The 20,671-nt window shown below is 69.9% G+C and carries 16 protein-coding genes and 1 riboswitch; of the genes, 13 read left to right on the forward strand and 3 right to left on the reverse strand.

The window, feature by feature from the left end:
* The first annotated feature begins 24 nt into the window (after positions 1 to 24).
* The 6 genes from ACGFIV_RS23250 to ACGFIV_RS23275 all read left to right on the forward strand — a co-directional run bounded on the left by ACGFIV_RS23250 (position 25) and on the right by ACGFIV_RS23275 (position 8,483).
* Positions 25 to 2,085 carry an N-acetylneuraminate synthase family protein gene (locus tag ACGFIV_RS23250; RefSeq protein ID WP_392837585.1) on the forward strand — a complete coding sequence of 687 codons (2,061 nt, stop codon included), beginning with the start codon at positions 25 to 27 and terminating at the stop codon, positions 2,083 to 2,085.
* Between the two features lie 90 nt (positions 2,086 to 2,175).
* The gene (locus tag ACGFIV_RS23255; protein WP_358561419.1) at positions 2,176 to 3,138 is read left to right on the forward strand and encodes a glycosyltransferase family 2 protein; all 963 of its coding nucleotides are present in this window, start codon (positions 2,176 to 2,178) and stop codon (positions 3,136 to 3,138) included.
* Positions 3,135 to 4,409, forward strand: a complete 1,275-nt coding sequence (locus ACGFIV_RS23260; RefSeq protein ID WP_392837588.1) for a polysialyltransferase family glycosyltransferase — start codon at positions 3,135 to 3,137, stop codon at positions 4,407 to 4,409. Before ACGFIV_RS23255 ends, ACGFIV_RS23260 begins: the two co-directional genes overlap by 4 nt.
* Before the next feature lie 195 nt (positions 4,410 to 4,604).
* Positions 4,605 to 5,102: a hypothetical protein gene (locus ACGFIV_RS23265; RefSeq protein ID WP_392837590.1), complete on the forward strand. Its 498-nt coding sequence runs from the start codon at positions 4,605 to 4,607 to the stop codon at positions 5,100 to 5,102.
* Between the two features lie 227 nt (positions 5,103 to 5,329).
* Positions 5,330 to 5,998: a hypothetical protein gene (locus tag ACGFIV_RS23270; RefSeq protein WP_392837592.1), complete on the forward strand. Its 669-nt coding sequence runs from the start codon at positions 5,330 to 5,332 to the stop codon at positions 5,996 to 5,998.
* 661 nt (positions 5,999 to 6,659) lie between these two features.
* Positions 6,660 to 8,483, forward strand: coding sequence for an RICIN domain-containing protein (locus ACGFIV_RS23275; protein ID WP_392837594.1), 1,824 nt, complete (start codon positions 6,660 to 6,662; stop codon positions 8,481 to 8,483).
* Positions 8,484 to 8,535: 52 nt separating this feature from the next.
* On the opposite strand, the gene ACGFIV_RS23280 is transcribed toward ACGFIV_RS23275, so the two are convergent.
* Positions 8,536 to 9,858, reverse strand: coding sequence for a DUF6716 putative glycosyltransferase (locus tag ACGFIV_RS23280; protein ID WP_358561114.1), 1,323 nt, complete (start codon positions 9,856 to 9,858; stop codon positions 8,536 to 8,538).
* A gap of 14 nt (positions 9,859 to 9,872) precedes the next feature.
* Positions 9,873 to 10,859 (reverse strand): hypothetical protein, encoded by a 987-nt coding sequence (locus ACGFIV_RS23285; RefSeq protein WP_358561111.1) that lies wholly within the window; start codon positions 10,857 to 10,859, stop codon positions 9,873 to 9,875.
* Positions 10,860 to 11,474: 615 nt separating this feature from the next.
* Positions 11,475 to 11,624: riboswitch (cyclic di-AMP (ydaO/yuaA leader) on the forward strand.
* 14 nt (positions 11,625 to 11,638) lie between these two features.
* On the opposite strand from ACGFIV_RS23285, the gene ACGFIV_RS23290 reads away from it, so the two are divergent.
* The 7 genes from ACGFIV_RS23290 (at position 11,639) to ACGFIV_RS23320 (ending at position 20,195) form a co-directional block, all read left to right on the forward strand.
* Complete coding sequence (locus ACGFIV_RS23290) at positions 11,639 to 12,319, forward strand: CHAP domain-containing protein (RefSeq protein ID WP_358561109.1); 681 nt, start codon at positions 11,639 to 11,641, stop codon at positions 12,317 to 12,319.
* Positions 12,320 to 12,813: 494 nt separating this feature from the next.
* Positions 12,814 to 14,160, forward strand: coding sequence for an extracellular solute-binding protein (locus ACGFIV_RS23295; protein WP_392837597.1), 1,347 nt, complete (start codon positions 12,814 to 12,816; stop codon positions 14,158 to 14,160).
* A gap of 366 nt (positions 14,161 to 14,526) precedes the next feature.
* Entirely contained in the window at positions 14,527 to 15,504 is a 978-nt protein-coding gene (locus tag ACGFIV_RS23300; RefSeq protein ID WP_358559008.1) for a sugar ABC transporter permease, read from the forward strand.
* Complete coding sequence (locus ACGFIV_RS23305) at positions 15,501 to 16,382, forward strand: carbohydrate ABC transporter permease (protein ID WP_358559010.1); 882 nt, start codon at positions 15,501 to 15,503, stop codon at positions 16,380 to 16,382. The genes ACGFIV_RS23300 and ACGFIV_RS23305 overlap by 4 nt, the downstream gene beginning before the upstream one ends.
* The gene (locus ACGFIV_RS23310; RefSeq protein WP_358559012.1) at positions 16,379 to 17,812 is read left to right on the forward strand and encodes a GH1 family beta-glucosidase; all 1,434 of its coding nucleotides are present in this window, start codon (positions 16,379 to 16,381) and stop codon (positions 17,810 to 17,812) included. Before ACGFIV_RS23305 ends, ACGFIV_RS23310 begins: the two co-directional genes overlap by 4 nt.
* A gap of 28 nt (positions 17,813 to 17,840) precedes the next feature.
* The gene (locus ACGFIV_RS23315) at positions 17,841 to 18,860 is read left to right on the forward strand and encodes a LacI family DNA-binding transcriptional regulator (protein WP_358559013.1); all 1,020 of its coding nucleotides are present in this window, start codon (positions 17,841 to 17,843) and stop codon (positions 18,858 to 18,860) included.
* A 15-nt stretch (positions 18,861 to 18,875) separates the two neighbouring features.
* Positions 18,876 to 20,195: a GH1 family beta-glucosidase gene (locus tag ACGFIV_RS23320; protein WP_358559015.1), complete on the forward strand. Its 1,320-nt coding sequence runs from the start codon at positions 18,876 to 18,878 to the stop codon at positions 20,193 to 20,195.
* A gap of 46 nt (positions 20,196 to 20,241) precedes the next feature.
* Here ACGFIV_RS23320 and ACGFIV_RS23325 read toward each other — a convergent pair whose 3' ends face one another.
* Positions 20,242 to 20,610, reverse strand: a complete 369-nt coding sequence (locus ACGFIV_RS23325; RefSeq protein ID WP_358559017.1) for a signal peptidase I — start codon at positions 20,608 to 20,610, stop codon at positions 20,242 to 20,244.
* Between the last annotated feature and the right edge of the window lie 61 nt (positions 20,611 to 20,671).

A 20,671-nucleotide genomic window follows, 5' to 3' on the forward strand; every position in this document is an offset into this window, starting at 1 on the left:
CACGCCGCATATCGAGGAGTCACCTTGCGAGTCCTGGCCGTCGTCCCCGCCCGTGGTGGTTCTGCGGGCGTCCCGCTCAAGAACCTGGCCAAGGTCGGGGGCACGCCCCTGGTCGCCCGCGCGGTGGCTTCCTGCACGGGGACCGCGCTCATCGACGAGGTCGTGGTCAGCACCGACCACGACGGGATCGCGGCCGTGGCCAGGGACGCGGGCGCCCGCGTCATCGAGCGTCCCGCCGAGCTGAGCGGCGCCACCGCCTCCAGCGAGTCGGCCCTGCTGCACGCGCTCGACCAGCTCGACGCCGACCCCGAGGTCGTCGTGCTCGTCCAGTGCACGAGCGCCTTCATCGACGCCGCCGACCTGGACGCCGCGGTCGCCAAGGTCCTCGACGGGACGGCCGACGTCGTCTTCTCCGGCCTCGCGACCCACGAGTTCGTGTGGGCCGCCCGCGACGGCGGCGTGAGCGGGATCAACCACGACCCGGCCCACCGGCCGCGCCGCCAGGACCGCGAGCCCGAGTACCGCGAGACCGGGGCCTTCTACGCCATCCGCACCGCCGGCCTGCGCGAGCACGGGCACCGCTTCTTCGGCACCGTCGCCGTCCAGCCCGTTCCCACCCGCCACGCCGTAGAGGTCGACACCCCCGAGGACCTGGAGATCGTACGGGCGCTCGCGCCGTTCGTGGACCAGCCGGGGCCGCTCGACGTGGACGCGGTCATCACCGACTTCGACGGCGTGCACACCGACGACCTGGTCTACGTCGACCAGGACGGCCGCGAGTCGGTCGCCGTCAGCCGCTCCGACGGCCTCGGCGTCTCCCTGCTCAAGCGGTCGGGCGTGAAACTGCTGATCCTCTCGACCGAGCGCAACCCGGTCGTGGCCGCCCGCGCCCGCAAGCTCGGCGTGCCGGTCCTGCAGGGGCTCGCCTCCAAGCACACCGCGCTGCGCGACTGGCTGAGCATCGAGGGCCTGGACCCCGCCCGCGTGGCCTACGTCGGCAACGACGTCAACGACCTCGGCTGCATGGACCTGGTCGGCTGGCCGGTCACCGTGCCCGACGCCCACCCGCGCGTACGGGCCGCCGCCCGCATCGTGCTCGACCACCAGGGCGGCGCGGGCGCCGTACGCGAGCTGTGCGACCGCGTGCTCGCCTCGCGGCCCGTCGACGCCGAGCCCACGGCCGCGGGCCCGCGCGCCACGCTCCGGGTCAAGGGCGCCCCTGTGCGGATCGGCGAGTCGCTGGTGGGCCCCGGGCAGCCGGTGTACGTCATCGGCGAGATCGGCATCAACCACAACGGCGACCTGGACATCGCGCGCCGGCTCATCGACGTCGCCGCCGACGCCGGCTGCCAGGCCGTGAAGTTCCAGAAGCGCACCCCCGAGATCTGCGTGCCGGTCGAGCAGCGCGGCCAGATCCGCCAGACTCCGTGGGGCGAGATGACCTACATGGAGTACAAGATCCGGACCGAGTTCGGCCGCGACGAGTACACCCAGATCGCCAAGTACTGCGCCGAGCGGGGCATCGACTGGTTCGCCTCCCCGTGGGACGTGCCCTCGGTCGACTTCCTGGAGGACATGAACGTCGTCACGCACAAGGTCGCCTCGGCCAGCGTGACCGACCACGAGCTCCTGCGCCGGCTCGCCGCCACGAACAAGCCGATCATCCTGTCGACCGGCATGTCGACGCTCGCGGAGATCGACGAGGCCGTCGAGATCCTCGGCACGTCCAGGCTCGTGATGATGCACGCCACCTCCACCTACCCGCTGCCGCCGGAGGAGGCCAACCTCCGCACGATCATGACCCTCCAGGACCGGTACGGCGTCCCTGTCGGCTACTCCGGGCACGAGCGCGGCCTGCAGATCTCGCTGGCCGCCGTCACCCTCGGCGCGGTGACGGTGGAGCGGCACATCACGCTGGACCGCACCATGTGGGGTTCGGACCACGCGGCCTCCCTGGAGCCGAGCGGCCTGGAGCACCTGGTCAGGGACATCAGGATCATCGAGTCCGCTCTCGGTGACGGCGTCAAGCGGGTGTTCCCCGGCGAGGAGGCCCCCAAGGCCCGGCTGCGCCGCGTCACCGTCTGACCCGAGCACACCCCCGTCCGCCGGAGGGCCTCGCACGAGGCCCGAGGGCCAGAGGAGAGTTCACGAATTGACGCACGCTGGGGGGCGCCGGTGATCACGCTGTCCGTCGTGGTGCCGGTGCGGGACGCCGAGCCGTACATCGCCGACGCGCTCGCCTCGCTGCGGCGCAACGCCCGGCAGGACTTCGAGTTCATCGTCGTCGACGACGGGTCGGCGGACGCGACCCCGAGGATCGTCGAGGACTTCCGCGACGACCTGCCGGGCCTGACCGTGCTGCGCAACGCCTCGCCGGCGGGGCTGGCGGACGCCCGCAACCTCGGCGTCTCCCTCGCGTCCGGCCGGTACGTCACCTTCATGGACGGCGACGACTGGCTGGCGCCGGGGTACCTGCCCCACCTGGTGGCCGCGATCGACGGCCTCGGCTGCGACTTCGTCCGGGTCGACCACGTCCAGGTGGAGGGGCGCAAGCGGGTCGTCCACCGGGCGCCGGAGGCCAGGCGGGGAGTGGTGCTCACGCCCAGGGACCGCATCCTGCCCGCCGGCGTCAAGACGATGGTGGACTACCCGTACGCCTGGGCGGGGATCTACCGGCGCGACCTCGGCGACCTGCTGGCCTTCCCCGGCCACCTGCACACCGCCGAGGACCGTCCCTGGATCTGGAGGCTGCACCGCGAGGCGCGCTCGTTCGCGGTGGTCTCGCTCGCCGGCGTCTTCTACCGGCGCATGGTGCCCTCGTCGCTGACCCAGATCGGCGACGAGCGGCAACTGCATTTCTTCGACGCGTTCGAGCTGGTGTTCAAGCAGGTGGAGAACGAGCACGACCTGCTGCCCAAGGCCGTGCGCACCTTCTGCGCCCTGCTGGCGCACCACCTGGAGCTCGGCGACCGCTTCTCCCCCGCGCTCCGCGCCCGCTTCGAGGCCAGGGCGCGGGACGTCCTCGCCGGCCTTCCGCCGGACCTGGTCGCGGAAGCGGGGCTGGAGCCCGAGCGCGCGGCACTGCTGCACCCGCTGCTTCCCCGGCACCTCCGAGAGCCCGAGGAGAGCTTCCCGTGACCCAGGTCTTCTACAGCTCGACGCTCTTCGGGGCGATGACGCTCGCCGCGGCGATGGACGCCGGCAGGTTCGGTCCCCACTCGGGGCGCAGGATCCTGCTGGTGTCCAACAACGCCGCCATCCCGGAGGTCACCCCGTCCCTGGACGAGGCTCCGGGCTTCGCGGCGCTCCGCGGGCGCTTCGACGAGGTCTGGTCCTGGAACGACATCGTGGCGCCGCTGCACCCTTCCGACTGGAAGGCCCGCGTCATCGAGGTGCCCATGCTCGGGCGCCTGCTGAGCTCGCACCTGTCGCTGGGCGACGGGCCCGCCGAACTGGTCCTGGAGTCCGTCGCGGTCCCCCCGTCGAGGACGGTGGCGGCGCTCATCCGGGACTGCCCGATCACGGTGTACTCCGACGGGCTGATGAGCTACGGGCCGACCCGCGACCCGCTGCCGCAGGAGACCTCCGGAAGGATCACCCGGCTGCTCCACCTCGACCTGGTGCCCGGCCTCGTCCCGTTGCTGCTGCGGGAGGCCGGCGTCGCGCCCGACCCGCTGCCCGACGCGGCTTTCCGGGGAGTCCTTGACGCGATGCCCGCGCCGGACGGCCTTTCCGGCGACGCGATGATCCTCGGCCAGTACCTGTCGGCCCTGGAGATCGTCACCCCCGAGGAGGAGGCGGAGCTCCACGCCGCCATGCTGCGCGCCCTGGCCGCGCGCGGGCACCGGAAGGTCCTGTTCAAACCGCACCCGGCGGCGGGGCGCCGGCACGCCCAGCGGCTCCGCGCGGTGGCGGGCGAGCTCGGCGTGGAGCTGAGCGTGGCCGGGGAGACCGTCCCGGCGGAGGTCTGCTTCCAGGCCCTGCGGCCCGAGCTGGTGGTCGGCTGCTTCTCCACCGCTCTGATGACCGCGCACCGGCTGTTCGGCATCCCCGTCGCCACGATGGGCTGCGACACGGTGCTCGAACGGCTCGCTCCGTACGAGAACAGCAACCGGATCCCGGTCACGATCGTCGACGCCACCGTGCCCCGTCTCGCCCCCGACGGGTCGATCACCGACCCGCCGGAGGCCGACCTCCCCGGACTGGTCGAGGCGGTGGGCTATTGCATGCAGAACGAGGCGTACCCGGCGCTGCGCGAGCCGGCCGCCCGCTACATCGACACCCACGGCGCCCAGGCCCGCTACTTCAAGAACCGCCGCCTGGCCTCCGTCGGCCTCATCCCCACCCCCGAACCCCCCACCAAGGCCAAGGGCCTCACCACCCGCCTCCGCCGCGCCCTCACCCGCTGACCGGTACGGCCCCGCGATCGATCGGCGGGCCGGATGACAGGCCGTACGACCTCACGCTCGCCCTAAACCGTGGCCGCAAGCCGACGCCAAGCCATGTTAAGTCGGTTCCAACCAGCCATGGTGATCCTTGTCGGCATGAATCCACTTAAGAGCCTCCTTCGGGTCGTCGCGGGGGCGGTCCTCGCGATGCCCCTCGTGGCCACCGCCTCCGTCGCCTCCGCCTCCTCGGTGGAGGCCGCCCCGTATGTTCGGGTCATCATCAACTCGATCACCATCTGGCGTACACAGGAGAGCGGTGCTGACGAAATCTTCGTCAAGGTCGGCGGCCCCAGCATCGTGCCGCCCTTGAACGTGACCTACCGTGTCTGGCCGAGAGCCGAGGGCTCGATCTCGTCGGTCCAGTCGGGCTCCTGCGTGAGCTTCCTCGCCTCCCCTTGCCCCTCAGGTGTGCGCGCCTACTACATGAGGGACGCGGGTCCGGCACAGCCCGTTTTCAGGTCCTCTGGCAGGATCACCGTCAACATCCGGGAAGAGGACGCCTTGTTCTCGGACGATGACGTCTTGCTCGAGTCCTTCAACATCAGCCCGGCGACCAGCAACGCCACTTACATGTTCCGGCCGAACGCGGGCAGCCAGAGCGGCCCTGACTACCAGATCAATCTCACGGTGGTTCCCAGCACCACGCCGTTCTGACCCCACCGCCAAGACTCGGGGCTTGGCGACGGAACGCAGACCACGTCCGGGCGGCACGCACACGCGGAAAAGCCCGCCGCCGCGGGAGCAGACCCCCTCGGCGAAGTAGATCGAACCGGCGGCTCCATGATCACGCCCGTGATCATGGAGCCGCCGCCCACCGCGCCCTCACCCGCTGACCGGTGACAGAGACAGCAGGATCGGTACGGCGCCTGCGATCGACCGGCGTGCCGGAAGAGCACGGCCCGACGATCTCACGCTCGCCCGAACCCGTGGCCGAAAGCCGTCTCCTAGTCATTGTCAAGTTAGTTCCAACCGGCCGCGGTGATCCTTTTCGCATGAACCCACTCAAGAGCCTTTTCCGGGTCGTCGCGGGGGCGGTCCTCGCGATGCCCCTCGTGGCCACCGCCTCCGTCGCCTCCGCCTCCTCGGTGGAGGCCGCCCCGTATGTTCGGGTCATCATCAACTCGATCACCATCTGGCGGACACAGGAGAGCGGTGGTGACCATATCTTCGTCAAGGTCGGCGGCCCCAGCCTCGTGCCGCCCTTGAACACGACCTACCGTGTCTGGCCGAGAACGGATTGGTCGGTCTCGTCGGTCGAGTCGGGCTACTGCATGAGCTTCCTCTACTCCCCTTGCCCGTCAGGTGTGCGCGTCTACAACATGAGGGACGAAGCTCCGTACCAGCCCGTGTTCAGGTCCACTGGCAGGATCACCGTCAACATCCGGGAAGACGACCCCATACTCTCGGACGACGACCTCTTGCTCGAGTCCTTCCCCATCAGCCCGGCGACCGGCGACGCCACTTACATGTTCCGGCCGAACGCGGCCAGCCAGAGCGGCCCTGACTACCAGATCGATCTCAAGGTGGTTCCCAGCACCACGCCGTTCTGACCCCACCGCCACGACTCGGGGCTTGGCGACGGAACGCAGACCACGTCCGGGCGGCACGCACACGCGGAAAAGCCCGCCGCCGCGGGAGCAGACCCCCATCGGCGAAGTAGATCGAACCGGCGGCCCCATGATCACGCCCGTGATCATGGGGCCGCCGTCGTCATGGACGTGCCCACCGTCGCGGCGCTTCAGGGAGTTTTCCATCGCCGGCCGGCCTCCGTCGGCCTGATCCCCACCCCCGAGCCCCCAGCCAAAGACAAGGGCCTCACCACCCGCCTCCACCGCGCCCTCACCGGCCGACCGGCGACATTTCCCTCCGTCCGAAGCCGCAGAGCACAGGGGCATGTCTCGCCTTTTGAGAAAGGCCGTGGACCGGCTCGCTCGGACGTGATAGGTGCGTACACGGCCGCCATGGCTCACGCCTGTGAGCTGGAGGTTTCCCACCGGTGAATGCTTTGTTCGGCGTCGAGGTTCCATTATTTGCGTTTACTGGAATTATCACACGAGGCTACAAATCACCCGATTGGGTCGTTTGAATGCGTTGCCGTCACGGGTTTTTGTGATAAATCTTACAATCAGTCGGACTTGCGTGTTTATGATGTGATCATTACCGATGAGTCGCCCTCTAGGGCGTATCCGCACCCGATCGGAGTTCATCGGAATGCAGCTCAGGCGAAACCTCTCCCTGGTCGCCGCGTCGGTCCTCCTCGCGGCCGGTATGGTCGCCTCACCCTCGGCGGCGTCGGCCGCCCCTCCGCCGGACGACGGCCCCTCCTCCCACGCCGTGTACGACACCTTCCCCGGCGCCAAGCTCGGCGAGCACGCCGGCCCGGCGGCCCTCGCGCCGAGCCAGGCCAAGGCGCGGGTCAGCCCGCAACTGGTGGCCTGCGACGGCGACGGCACCAGCGGCAAGCGCGTCGAGGTCCTGTACGTGCGCGAGGCGTCGATGCCCGACCGCTACACCCAGTTCCTGCCCATGTTCCGGGCCTGGCTGGCCAACGCCGACGACGCGTTCAACGACGGGGCGGCCACCTCCAACCGCAGCCGGCACATCCGTTACGTCACCACTGCGGTGAGCGGCGGCTGCGCCGCCGTCGTGCGCAACGTGGTGGTCCCCGCCGGGTCACTGGCCGACTTCGCCACCAGCATCACCGCCGTGAAGGCCCTCGGCTACACCAGCACCGACCGCCACTACCTCATGCTCACCGAAGCCACGGTGATCTGCGGCGTGGGTGAGATCAAGAGCGACGACCTGACGACCGGGGCCGCCAACCTCAACAACGGGCTCGCCTTCGCCCGCGTGGACGCCATCCCCGGCTGCTTCGGCGCGAACGCCATCGCCCACGAGCTGGGGCACACCTTTGGCGCCGTGCAGCTCAGCTCGGCCCACTCCGACGGCACCTGGCACTGCCTGGACCAGTGGGACCTCATGTGCTATGGCGGCACGCCCTCGTGGAACTGCCTGCAGTGGAACGACTACCGGCTGCCCGACTGCAACCGGGACGACTACTACAACGCCGCCCCCACCGCCGGAACCTACCTGGCCACGCACTGGAACGTCGCGAGCAGCGCCTACCTCATCGCGGGCGGCACGGCCGACAGCGACGCGCACCCCAAGGTCGGCAACACCTACGTCATCACGAACGTCTCCACGGGAGGCGCGCTCGAACCCATCGGCGCGTCCACCGGGGCGCTTACCGAGCTGAGCCAGCGCGCCCGCGTCGACACCCCCAGCCAGAAGTGGCTGATGGGCTACACGACCGGGCTGCAGTTCGTCAACGTCGGCAGCCGCCTGTGCGCCGACAGCTCCTACAGCGGCACCACGCCCGGCACGACGCTCCTGCAGTACATCTGCGCCGGCCAGGACGGCATGCGCTTCGCCTACCTTCCGACCGGCGGGAACACCTACGCGATCTTCGACTGGCTGTCCGGGCTGGCGCTGACCGCGAGCGGCGCCTACCCGGCGCCCGTCACGCAGCAGACCTACACCGGCGCTACCAACCAGCAGTGGGTGTTCAACCAGGTCACGGGCATCGCGCCGGTCAACAACAGCGTCTACTACCTGCAGGGGCTCGGCAGCCGCGACAACGCGGAGCCCGCGGGCGGCTCCACCGCGTCCGGCGCGCTGATCACGCACAACGCCCCGTCCGGAGCCACCAGCCAGCGGTGGACGCTCCAGGCCACCGGGTCGTACTGGAAGCTGGTGAACGTCAACAGCGCCAAGTGCCTGGACCTGGTCTCGGCGAGCACGTCCACCGGCGTCCAGATCAGGCAGGCGACCTGCGGCACCGCGACCAGCCAGCAATGGACCTTCCAGCGGGTCGCGGACGGGACGTCCTTCCTGGTCAACCGCTTCAGCGGCAAGGTGCTCGACACACCTCCCGGCGGCGGCACCACCCTGGACCAGCAGACGGTCACCGGCAACACCGACTCCGGCCTCGGCATCGTCGCGGGCGACCAGATCTGGTATCTGAACCCCGTCTGACCCGTGCGGGCCGCCCGGTCTCCCCGGGCGGCCCCCGGCCGCGGCGTACCTGCTAGCCGAGCGCCTTGAGGTAGCGGCGGACGCGGCGGCCGGCGCGGTAGCCCACGCGCAGGACGTCCGGCGGGACCTCGACGCGCAGGCGGGCGCGGCGACGGGCCGCGGCGTGCCCGGGACCGTCGAGCAGCGGCCGGACCGGGGGCAGGCCGCCGGCGCGCGCCCGCTCCACCAGCACGGCGAGCTTGACCACCCAGTCGCTCACGGCCGGGTCGTGGAAGTAGTTGGCGTCGCGCCAGGCGGCGGCGGGCTGCCGGAATTCGCCGCGGGTGAGCTCCTCCAGGGTGCCGAGGCATCCGCTGTCCTCGAACACCAGGTTGATCATCTCCGCGCTCACCCCGAAGTCGGACAGCACCAGCAACGGGACCCTCCCCGCGATCGCCTCAAGCGCCGCCGTGGAGCTGACCGTCACGAACGCCGCCGCCTCGGAGAGGTGCTCGCGCATCGCGCCCGCCGCGAACCTCACGCCGCCGTCGCGCACCGCGCCCGTCTCGACGAGCCCGCGCCACAGCCGCTCGTAGTGGTACCGCTCGTTGTGGGTCTGGCGCTCGGTCGGAAGGGCCCGGAGCTTGACCACCACGTCCAGGTCGGGGCGGGCCTCGGCGAGCCGGGCCAGGGCGAGCAGGATGCCCTCCCGCTCCTCGCGCCGCTTCGGCACCTTCGCCTGGGTCGCGAACACCACCCGCCTCCCGCCCTCCTCCGCCACGGTCTCGCCGGCCTCGGACGGCCCGGTCTCGCCCGCCTCGGACGGCACGGCCCGCGCGGTGAGCGGCGCGGGGCCGGGCCGCCCGGTCGTCGAGGGGAAGACGAGCCGGTCGGCGGACGTGGGGCGGGCGAGGGCGTGGTCGAGGTAGGGCAGGCGGGCGAGCGCCATCTCGCCCTCGGCGCCCAGCTCCCTGCCGATGCGGGCGAACTCCTCGACCTCCCTGCCGCTGTGCACGACGAAGAGATCGCATCCGCCCCGGTACAGCCAGGCCTTCTCCGTCGCGGGGATCGAGATGCCAGGAAGGCCCGACACGAAGACCGGGCGGGGGCTCAGCCCGTCGAACACCTCGCTCACCAGCACGTCGACCACGGGCCCCGTGCAGGAGACCAGCACGACGTCCGGCCTGATCCGCTCGGCGAGGCGGCGAAGGCCCCGCGCCGGCACCACCGCCGGCGGCTCCTCGGTGTCGAACCGCGTCCCGTTGACGGCGGCGGCGATCTGACCCGGGGACGGGACGATCGGCGTGCGCACCACGGCCAGCGTCGACGTCCACCCGGCGGGGAGCTGGTCGAGGAGACCCGCCGCCCACTTCAGGTAGGAGTCCGAATCGGCCACAGCGAGAACCCGGGTCAAGGAGAAGCCCTTTCGTGCGCGAACATCTGGAGGTGTGATCGGAGGGAGACCGTCGCCGTCGGCGTCCACCAGTCGTCGGGGACCTCCACGGTCTCCACGGGGACGCCGCGCGCCGACAGCAGGACGCGCAGCGAGGTGACCGCCGTGGAGGGCAGGCTCAGCACCCGCTGCCCCGGCCGCAGGTCCCGCAGGGTCATCTCGACGGGGACCCCGCCGTCGTACACGGTGACGCCCGGGTGGCCGCGGACGGCCGCCAGGTCGCCGGGGTCCTCCCGCCTGTGCGGGTAGTAGGCCAGCGGCCCCTTGAGGGCGAAGAGCCAGGCGAGGTAGCGGTCGCGGTGGATCAGCCCGTTTCGCACCAGCGACGTGCCGAGGACGACCGTGCTCTCGGCGGGCCGGGGATGGGCGACCGCGGGCTGGGAGCGCAGCCAGGCGAAGTCGTGGGTCACCAGCTCGGCCCCGATCTCCCGTACGGCCTTCGCCAGCTCGGCGGGCACGGGCAGCGCGGTGAACACGGTGAGCCGTCCGGCCCGGGCGGCGGCCCGCAGCCGGATCGCGGCGGCCGCCCCCAGCATCCGCCGCGTCGGGCTCGCCTTGGCGCGGGCGCGCACGAGGGGGGTGCCGAGCCTCGCGGTGAGCAGCTCAAGGAGGCGGATCGTGGCCAGGCCGTCGTCCACCAGGACCATGCGCGTGGGCGCGGCGGTGAGCGAGGTGAGCTGCATCCTGCCGGAGAAGGCGTCTCCGAGGACCCACGCGGAGTCGCGGCCCGGACGGGGCATCCCGCCCTCGGCGGTCTCGATCTCCAGCCCGGCGGGCAGGTCGAGGGTGGTCAGCTCCGTGCGGGTGACGCGGAGCCCGGGCAGCTTGGCGCGGGTCACCACGCGCGTGCCCGCCCCGACGACCCCGGCGTACCGCGCCTCGACCGCGCACAGCAACTGGAGGGGCGACTCCACCCAGGCTACGGCCGGCACCTGCTCCCGCACGCGGCTTCGACCGTTCCTCTCCACGCCGGGCATTGACACTTTCACGACGCAAGCAACGTAACCGGGTGACCCGACGCAGGGGGGAACAACCGATGAACGGAGGACAACGACGGATCAGCCAGGTCTCGCTGTTCTCGTTGTGGTCCGGCCGGGCCGCCTCCCTTCCGCGGGGTCGGTGCCGGAGATCCCGGTTCCCAAGGCGGACCTCCGGTGCCTCGTGCCTCACGCACCATCCGTGTGCCCTCGTCACTCCAGCCCGCTTGACACCAGCGGTGCGAGGCATCACAACTATCACTTTCGCCCGGCTCATCCCGACTCTCCGCACCGGTGCCGCCGATGGCGCCGAGGTCGCGCCCGGCGGCAGGAGCGCTCCTCCGTACCCAGGTCAAGGCGGGTGAACCCCAGCCCGGAGGCCACCGGCCCCGGCGCGGTCAAGGCAGGTTTGCCCTCCAGTCCCCCGTCATAGCCCAGAGGTTTGTCCTGTTTGCATGTGTTTGTCCGATGTATTACTCTGAGTGGACTCCTGGCACAGGTACTGCCCGTTTGAGTACCCCGCTCGTGCCGTGGAGATTGCACAGCGCGGCTCGGTCCACTGCGGAGATCCCTCTCCCGCCGCTACGCGCTACGCCGAGTCCGCATCGCGCGGAGCCGGGGACCCACCTCCTCTGGGGTGAATCGGGATCGTCACTCCCACGGACGATCCCGTAGGGCGAACTTCCACGCCCGAACCCGTCAGCTAACCCGGTAGGCGGCTTGGAAGAAGGAGTATCCCCTTGTCAATGTCGATACATCGGCTTCTGGACGCCCCGAAGAACCATCTCAAAGCCTTCGCCTTCGGCGGCCTGGTCCTCGCCCAGGCGGTGACGGGCACGGCCCTCGCGGCCAACGCCTCCGCCGACGACACGATCCACAACCTCGCCGGCGCCGAGGCGCCCATGACCGTGCAGGCTCCGGAATCCGTGAGGCGGGTCTCCGCCGAGCAGCTGCTGAGCCTCGCGGAGCGACAGGTCGGCATCTCCGAGAACAGCGCCGGTGGCGGCACCAAGTTCCACTCCTGGTACATGAGCACTCCGAGGGCCAGGGAGACCGTGGCCCGTGACAGCGGCACCATCGCCGGGTACGCCGACGCCGCCTGGTGCGACATGTTCGTCTCCTGGGTCGGCACCCAGCTCGGCATGCAGGACACCGTCGGCACCGACGCCTACACCGTCGCGCACGCCAAGTGGTTCGCGTCCCAGGACCGCTGGGGCAGCACTCCGAGGCCCGGCGCGGTCGTCTTCTTCGACTGGGGCCGCGGCAAGAGCCTGGACGACATCGACCACGTCGGCTTCGTCGTCAAGGACAACGGCGACGGGACGATCAAGACCGTCGAGGGCAACACGGGCAACGGCAAGGTCGAGATCCGTACCCGCCCGACCTCCCAGGTCGTGGGCTACGGCTACCCGAGCTACGCCGCCTGACAACCACCTCCCTGGCGCCCCTCTCGCAGGGGGTCGCCCCTCCGGACCATCGAAGGCGCCCTTCCCCTCCCATGGAGGACGCCCGTCCACCCCGGTGCCGTACGGCCGGCGACCCACTCCGCCGGCCGTACGGCATCGGGCTTTCCGGGCCCTGGGACCTTGATGATCTTGTGTGAGCCGTGGCGCATGGATGATTTGCGCCCGACTGTGCCAGTAGCGATGGGAGCGCTCCCAATAACTCCAATGGCCCTTATCGCGCTCAACGTCTGATTTCAAGCTCCTAACAGCCCCAGGAGTAACAGTTAGGTTTCAGCATATTGACGTCAGCATTGCCTATCGGGGACTCTTCGTGGGAGCGCTCCCAAACTTCGCTCGCGAGGAAGCCCTCGCGGGATCACGACTGAGGGATCCAGCACATCGCGGGGCCCGACTGTCGGGGCCGGCCCTCGATGCCACCTCCCAACGATCGGGCAACCACCTGAGAGGGGTCCGGAATGAAGAACAACATGCGCCGCGGCAGAATGCTCGCGGTCGCATCGGTGATGACCGCCGCGCTCGGTATCACCACCGCGTGCTCGTCCAGCGACACCGGCAGCACCGCCGGCAGCTCGTCATCGGCCGCACCCGCTGAGAAGATCACCCTCACGCTGCAGACCTTCGGCGGCGGCACCAACTTCGGCTACAAGGCCGCCGTTGAGAAGTGGAACACCGAGCACCCGAATGTGCAGGTCAAGTACAACAACCTGACCGACAGCTTCGAGAACGTCTATTGGCCCCAGATGCTGCAGTGGTTCCAGTCCGGCACCGGCGCCGGTGACGTCATTGGCATCGACGAGGGCGGCATGGGCCTGGCCAAGGCCCGGCCCCAGTTCTTCACCGATCTCGGTCAGTACGGCCTGCAGAGCCGTCAGGCCGACTTCCCCGCGTGGAAGTGGGAGAACGGCATCAACTCGGAGGGCAAGCTGTTCGCCCTCGGCACCGACGTCGGCGGAATGAGCATCTGCTACCGCACGGACCTGTTCAAGAAGGCCGGACTGCCCACCGACCGGGACGAGGTCTCGAAGCTGTGGAGCGGCGGCTGGGACGCCTTCGTCAAGGCCGGCGAGGACTTCCAGGCCAAGGTCAAGGACGCCAAGTTCGTGGACAGCGTCAACACCATCTACAACGTGGTGCTGTCGCAGGAGGCCGCCAAGAACGGCAACGTCACCTACTTCGACAAGAACCAGCAGCTGATCCTGGACAAGAACCCGGCCGTCAAGACCGCGTTCGACTTCACCACGAAGATCAGCCAGGCCGGTCTGACCGCCAAGCTCCAGAACTTCACCGACCCGTGGAACACGGGCTTCGTGAAGTCGCAGTTCGCGACCCTCGGCTGCCCCGGCTGGATGCTCGGCGTGGTGTCGGGCACCGCCGGCGACAAGTTCAAGGGCAAGTGGGACGTCGCGACGGTTCCCGGCGGCGGCGGCAACTGGGGCGGCTCCTGGCTCGCGGTGCCCAAGCAGTCCAAGCACCCGAAGGAGGCCGCCGAGCTGGCCAGCTACCTGACCAGCCCCGAGGCGCAGCTGCTGGCGTTCAAGGAGGGCGGCAACCTGCCCAGCACCATCCCGGCGCAGGACAACCCCGAGCTCCAGAGCGCGACCAACGAGTACTTCGACAACGCGCCCATCGGCAAGATCTTCGGGCCGTCCATCAAGTCGCTCCAGCCGACCTTCCTCGGTGAGAAGCACGCACAGGTGAAGGCCGCCGTGGAGCAGATCATCATCGGCATGGACCAGGGCGCCGTGCCCTACGGCGAGGCATGGCAGAAGTTCGTCGAGGCGGGCCAGAAGGCGGCGGGCTGATCGTTCCCGAACGTCACCGGCCCCCCGTGGCAACCCTCCGGCGGGGCCGGTGACCTCCCCTCCTGAGCGGCAGGCGGCAGCGGAACCACGCTGCCGCCCTTCGCTCCGAGCGCCGAAAGGTAGATCGTTGACCTCCTCCCGACGGACAGGCCCCGTAGTGCCCACCCCACACGGGCCGAAAGTTCGCGGCTCATCGACCGGAGGACCCCCCATGCCGCCGCAAGGGCAGCCCCTGCCTCCGTGGCACTCCCGCCGATCGTGCTCATCGCGCGGCGGCGGGCACACCACACATCGCTTTCGACGAAAGAAGGAGAATGGGGCACTCTCCCCACGGCTGAAGGCCAGGGGACCCGCCCCGGAATTCCGATGAGCGTCAACGTCCGCGCCCAACGTGCGGATCCCGCGCCTCCCCCCTACCGGCCGGGGCGCCACCAATCGGGATCCTCACGCCGCTTCCTGTCCCAGCTCGACCTGAAGGCCACGCCCTACTTCCTCATCTCGCCGTACTTCATCCTCTTCGCGATCTTCGGCCTGTTCCCGCTCGTCTTCACCCTGTGGGTCTCGCTCCACGACTACGAGCTGGCCGGCGGCGACGCCAAGTTCACCGGCCTCGCGAACTACGGCAACCTGCTGACCGACGCCGACTTCTGGAACGCGGTGATCAACACCGTCGGCATCTTCGTCCTGGCGACGGTGCCGCAGCTGGTCCTCGCGCTCATGCTGGCCAACGCCCTCAACAAGCGGATCCGGGGGCGGCTGTTCTTCCGCCTTGGAGTGCTCCTCCCCCTGGTCACCTCGGTCGTCGCGGTCGCCATCGTCTTCACCCAGCTCTACGGCCGCGACTTCGGCCTGATCAACTACGTGCTCGGGTCCCTCGGCGTGGACAACATCAACTGGCAGAACGCCAAGTGGTCGTCCTGGACCGCGATCGCCACCATGGTCGACTGGCGCTGGACCGGCTACAACGCGATCATCTACCTCGCGGGCATGCAGACGATCCCCCGCGACCTCTACGAGGCGGCGTCGATCGACGGGGCCTCGCCCCGCCGGCAGTTCTGGAGCATCACGCTGCCGATGATCCGCCCGACCATCATCTTCACGGTCTTCGTCTCCACGATCGGCGGGCTGACGCTCTTCGCCGAACCGGTCATGTTCGGCAGCAACCGGATGGAGGGCGGCAGCACCGGTCAGTTCCAGACGATCGCGATGTACATCGTCAAACAGGGGTTCAGGGACTTCGACTACGGCTACGCGGCGGCGGCCGCCTGGCTGCTGTTCATCCTGATCCTCCTCGGCGTCGCGATCAACTACGCGTTCGTCCGCCGGATCGGGGGCAGCAAGTGACCGCCATCACGCAGGTCAGGCCCGGCCGGGCCGCCGCCAGGAGCAAGCGGGACCCCTTCCGCGCCACACCGCTCACCAAGATCTCCCTGCTGTTCACCATCCTGCTGTCGATCTTCCCGATCTACTGGATGGTCATCATCGCGTCGCGGACCAACTCCGACGCCGTCGAGGTGCCGCCGCCGCTGCTTCCCGGAGGCAACCTCGGCGAGAACGTCCAGCGGGTGCTCAGCACCGAGGACGCGCACTTCCTCGCCGGCCTGACGAACTCGCTGATCGTCACCTCCACCGTGACGATCTCCGTCGTGATCATCTCGACGTTCGCGGGCTTCGCCTTCGCCCGGCTCCACTTCCGCGGGCGCAACCTGCTGCTCGGCTCCATCCTGATCACGATGATGGTCCCGCTGCAGCAGATGGGCATCGTCCCGCTCTACCAGCTCATGGTCAGCCTCGGCTGGGTCGGGACGCTCAAGGCCGTCATCCTTCCGTACCTGCTCAACGGCTTCGGCGTGTTCATGATGACGCAGTACACCCACCAGGCCGTTCCCGAGGAACTGGTCGAGGCGGCCCGGGTGGACGGCGCGTCCACGATGCGCATCTGGTGGAACGTGATCCTGCCCGCCGTACGGCCCGGCATGGCCGTCCTGGCGTTGCAGACCTTCATGTTGAACTGGAACGAGTTCATGTGGCCCCTGATCGTCCTCACCCCGGACAACCCCACGGTGCAGGTCTCGATCAGCTTCCTCACCGCGGCCCACACCACCGACTACGTGCTGATCTTCACCGGCACGGCCCTCTCGGTTCTACCCCTCATTGTTGTTTTCGTCGCGTTCGGCCGGCAGATCGTCGGCGGACTCATGGAAGGTGCGGTCAAAGCGTGACCACGCAGGAGACTCAACCCGAGACCGACGCCCCTGCCCTGGTGTTCCCGACCGGCTTCGTCTGGGGCGCCGCCACCTCGGCGTACCAGATCGAAGGCTCGATCGACACCGACGGGCGCGGGACCTCCATCTGGGACACGTTCGTCCGGCAGCCGGGCCGCGTGCTCAACGGCGAGAACGCCGAGGTCGCGATCGACCACTATCGCCGCTACCGCGACGACGTGGCGGTCATGGCCGACCTCGGCCTGACCGCCTACCGCTTCTCGGTCTCCTGGCCGCGGATCCAGCCGGACGGGGCGGGCAAGGTCAACGAGGCCGGTCTCGACTTCTACCGCCGCCTGGTGGACGAGCTGCTCGCCCACGGCATCGAGCCCTGGCTGACCCTGTACCACTGGGACCTGCCCCAGGCGCTGGAGGACCTAGGCGGGTGGCCGGTACGCGACACGTCGAAGCGCTTCGCCGACTTCGCGGCCTGCGTCCACCAGGCCCTCGGCGACCGGGTCCGCAACTGGAGCACGGTGAACGAGCCCTGGTGCGCGGCCTTCCTCGGGTACGCCTCCGGCGAGCACGCTCCGGGACGGCGCGAGCCGGCCGCCTCCATCAGGGCCGCCCACCACCTCAACCTGGCCCACGGCCTGTCGGTCCAGGCGCTGCGCGCCCAGGGCGCCGGCGCCCAGATCGGGGGGTCGGTCAACCTGTACGCGATCACCCCTGCCTCGCAGGACGAGGCGGACCTGGACGCCGCCCGCCGCATCGACGGCCTGCAGAACCGGTTCTTCCTCGACGCGCTGCTGAAGGGCTCCTACCCCGAGGACGTCCTCGCGGACCTGAGCGCCGTCACCGAGATCGACTTCATCCAGGACGGCGACCTGGAGACGATCTCCACGCCGTTCGACACGCTGATGGTGAACTACTACAGCCGCTTCACCGTGTCGGGGAAGCCGGGCGGGGCCGCCTCCGCCGCCGCCGCGCCGACCGGCGCCGGGTCCCCGTGGCCGGGCAGCGAGCACGTGTCCTTCGTGAACGGCGGACGCCCGGTCACCTCGATGGGCTGGGAGATCGACGACATCGGCCTGTACGAGGTGCTCCAGCGGGTCTCCCGCGACTACCCGAGCATCCCCCTGGTCATCTCGGAGAACGGCGCCGCCTTCGACGACGTCGTGACCGGGGAGACGGTGGACGACCAGGAGCGCCTGGCCTACATCGAGGCGCACCTGCGCACCTGCCACGCCGCCATCGAGGCGGGGATACCGCTGAAGGGATACTTCGCCTGGTCCCTGATGGACAATTTCGAATGGGCATGGGGATACGGCAAGCGTTTCGGGCTCGTCTACGTCGACTATCCCACTCAGCGCAGAACCCCCAAGGCCAGTGCGTATTGGTACGCCGACACTATTCGCCGAGGCGGCCTTCGCGGTCCGGCAGAATAAGGCTGAACTCTAGGAGGGGGCACTTCTCATGAACGGGGACCGCCGCTCGGGAGCGCGACCGACCCTCGAGGCCGTCGCCGCTCGCGCCGGCGTCGGCCGCGGGACGGTTTCACGCGTCATCAACGGCTCGCCGAAGGTGAGCGACAAGGCGCGCGAGGCCGTGCAGCAGGCGATCGACGAACTCGGCTACGTGCCCAACCGGGCGGCGCGCACCCTGGTCACCAGGCGCACGGACACGATCGCGCTGGTCGTGTCCGAGTCCGAGCAGCGCATCTTCGACGAGCCGTTCTTCGCGGGCATCATCCGCGGCATCGGCTCGTCGCTGTCGGAGACCGGGCTCCAGCTGATCCTGACCATGGCGCAGTCCAACGACGAGCACGAGCGCCTGGAGCTCTACCTCACCGGCCAGCACGTCGACGGAGTCCTGCTGATCTCGCTGCACGGCGCCGACCCGCTGCCCGGCCGGCTGGAGGAGATGGGCGTGCCCACCGTCCTCGGCGGCCGGCCGGTCGGGTTCACGCCCTTCAGCTACGTCGACATGGACAACCGCGCCGGTGCCAGGCAGGCGGTCAAGTACCTGCTCGCCAGGGGGCGGCGGCGAATCGCCACCATCGCCGGCACGCAGGACATGGGCGTGGGCGTCGACCGGCTCGCCGGGTACCGCGACGCGCTGCTGGCGACCGGCATGCCCGAGCTCGTCGCGTATGGAGACTTCAGCGAGAGCAGCGCCGTCGAGGCGATGGAGCGGCTGCTCGGCGAGCATCCGACCCTCGACGCGGTGTTCGCCGCCTCCGACGCGATGGCGATCGGTGCGATGCGCGTGCTCAAGGAGCACGGCAGGGCGATACCCGGCGACGTGGCGGTGATCGGCTTCGAGGACTCCGCCATCGCCGCCCAGACCGTGCCGCCGCTGACCAGCGTCCACCAGCCCACCGAGGCCATGGGCCGCCAGATGGCGCAGCTCCTGGTCTCCCGTATCAACGGCGAGCGCCTGGAGCAGCCCGTCGTGATACTGGACACGCATCTGGTCGAGCGCGGCTCGGCCTGACACGAGGAGCAGACCGTGCCCGAGCAGCGTTTCCCCGAGGAGTTCGTCTGGGGCGCGGCGACCTCCGCCTACCAGATCGAGGGCGCCACCGAGGAGGACGGGCGCGGGGTGTCCGTCTGGGACACCTTCGCGTCCGGCCCGGGCAACGTCAAGGACGGCGACACCGGGGCCGTGGCCGCCGACCACTACCACCGGCTCGGCGAGGACCTCGACCTGATGTCCTCGCTCGGCCTGCGCGGCTACCGGTTCTCCATCGCCTGGCCGCGCGTCCAGCCCGACGGCGCAGGCAGGCCCGACCGGCGGGGGCTCGACTTCTACCGCCGGCTGGCCGACGGGCTCCGCGAGCGCGGCATCCACCCCATGGCCACGCTGTTCCACTGGGACCTGCCCCAGGCGCTGCAGGACAAGGGCGGCTGGGAGAACAGGGACACGGCCGAGCGGTTCGCCGACTACGCCGAGATCATGTTCGACGCCCTGGACCTGCGCGACTGGCTGACCGTCAACGAGCCCAAGACCGTGGTCGAGTGCGGGTACCGCTGGGGCGTCCACGCTCCGGGCGTCCAGGATGACGGGCGGGCGTTCGTGGCCCTCCACCACCTGCTGCTCGCCCACGGGCGGGCGTCCCGCGTCCTGCACGACCGGCATCCCGGCCGCCGCATCGGCCCCGCGCTCAACCTGCACCCCACCTACGCGGCCGACGACGACCCCGAGACGGCGAAGGCCGTGCGACACCAGGACGGCCTGGAGAACCGGCTGTACCTCGACCCCATCTTCACCGGCGCCTACCCCGAGGACATGCTCGCGTGGATCGCCGAACGCAGCCCCATGGCCGACCACATCCTCGACGGGGACCTCGCCGTGATCAGCGAGCCGGTCGACGTGCTCGGCGTGCAGTACTACACCCCGAGCTTCGTCGACGCCGGGGGCAACCGCGTCCTGAAGCACCCCACCGCGCAGCTCGACTGGCTGGAGATCTACCCGAGGGGCCTGTACGACACGCTCACCCGGCTGAGGGCCGACTACCCCGAGGTGCCGATCGTGGTCACCGAGAACGGCGTGCCCGCCCCGGACGTGGTGGGCCCGGACGGCGGGGTCGCCGACGCCGGGCGCGTCGCCTTCCTGCGCGACCACCTCGCGGCCGTACGCGACGCCCTGAACGAAGGGGTCCCCGTGGAGGGGTACTACGTGTGGTCGCTGCTGGACAACTTCGAGTGGGCCGAGGGTTACAGCGCGCGCTTCGGCATCGTCCACGTCGACTTCGCCACCCAGCGGCGCACCCTGAAGGACAGCGCCCTGTGGTACCGCGACGTGATCTCCACCGGCCGCCTGACCTGACGCCCGCTCCCACCGACCCGCCAAACGGGCCATGACCTCATGGCGCTCACGGGGTTTTCACCGCGTAGCCGGGGACGGAGGGCCAGCGGACGGTGAGGACCACCGACCGATCCTCGGCGCGCCAGGAGTGGTCGACGCCGTGGCCCCACACGACGTAGTCGCCCGGCTTGGCCAGCAGCACGCTGCGGCCGGGCAGCTCCACCCGGAAGCGCCCGCTGATCAGGATGAGCAGGGCGGTGCGCTTCTCGCCGGTGACCCACTCGGCACGCTCGTCGCCAGGGGGGTGCACGCCCCACTTGATCTCGACGTCCTCGCTGTGCCGCATGTCGCCGAACGGCTTGAAGTGCCCGAGCAGCCACCCCTTGTCGGCCGCCGCGTCGACGTCCGCGCTACCCACGTACACGTTCTCACTCACGACCGCCGACGCTAGCAGCCCAAAGGCCGAGCCCGCCGCTGTCTGAACAGTCGAGCCCGCA

It is taken from the genome of Sphaerisporangium sp. NPDC049003 (assembly GCF_043197795.1).
GTDB lineage: Bacteria > Actinomycetota > Actinomycetes > Streptosporangiales > Streptosporangiaceae > Sphaerisporangium.

Bases quoted from the DNA above. Each gene is read 5' to 3' on its own strand.
- ACGFIV_RS23275 (WP_392837594.1), top strand. From the start codon at position 6,660: ATGCAGCTCAGGCGAAACCTCTCCCTGGTCGCCGCGTCGGTCCTCCTC.
- ACGFIV_RS23290 (WP_358561109.1), top strand. From the start codon at position 11,639: ATGTCGATACATCGGCTTCTGGACGCCCCGAAGAACCATCTCAAAGCC.
- ACGFIV_RS23295 (WP_392837597.1), top strand. From the start codon at position 12,814: ATGAAGAACAACATGCGCCGCGGCAGAATGCTCGCGGTCGCATCGGTG.
- ACGFIV_RS23300 (WP_358559008.1), top strand. From the start codon at position 14,527: ATGAGCGTCAACGTCCGCGCCCAACGTGCGGATCCCGCGCCTCCCCCC.
- ACGFIV_RS23315 (WP_358559013.1), top strand. From the start codon at position 17,841: ATGAACGGGGACCGCCGCTCGGGAGCGCGACCGACCCTCGAGGCCGTC.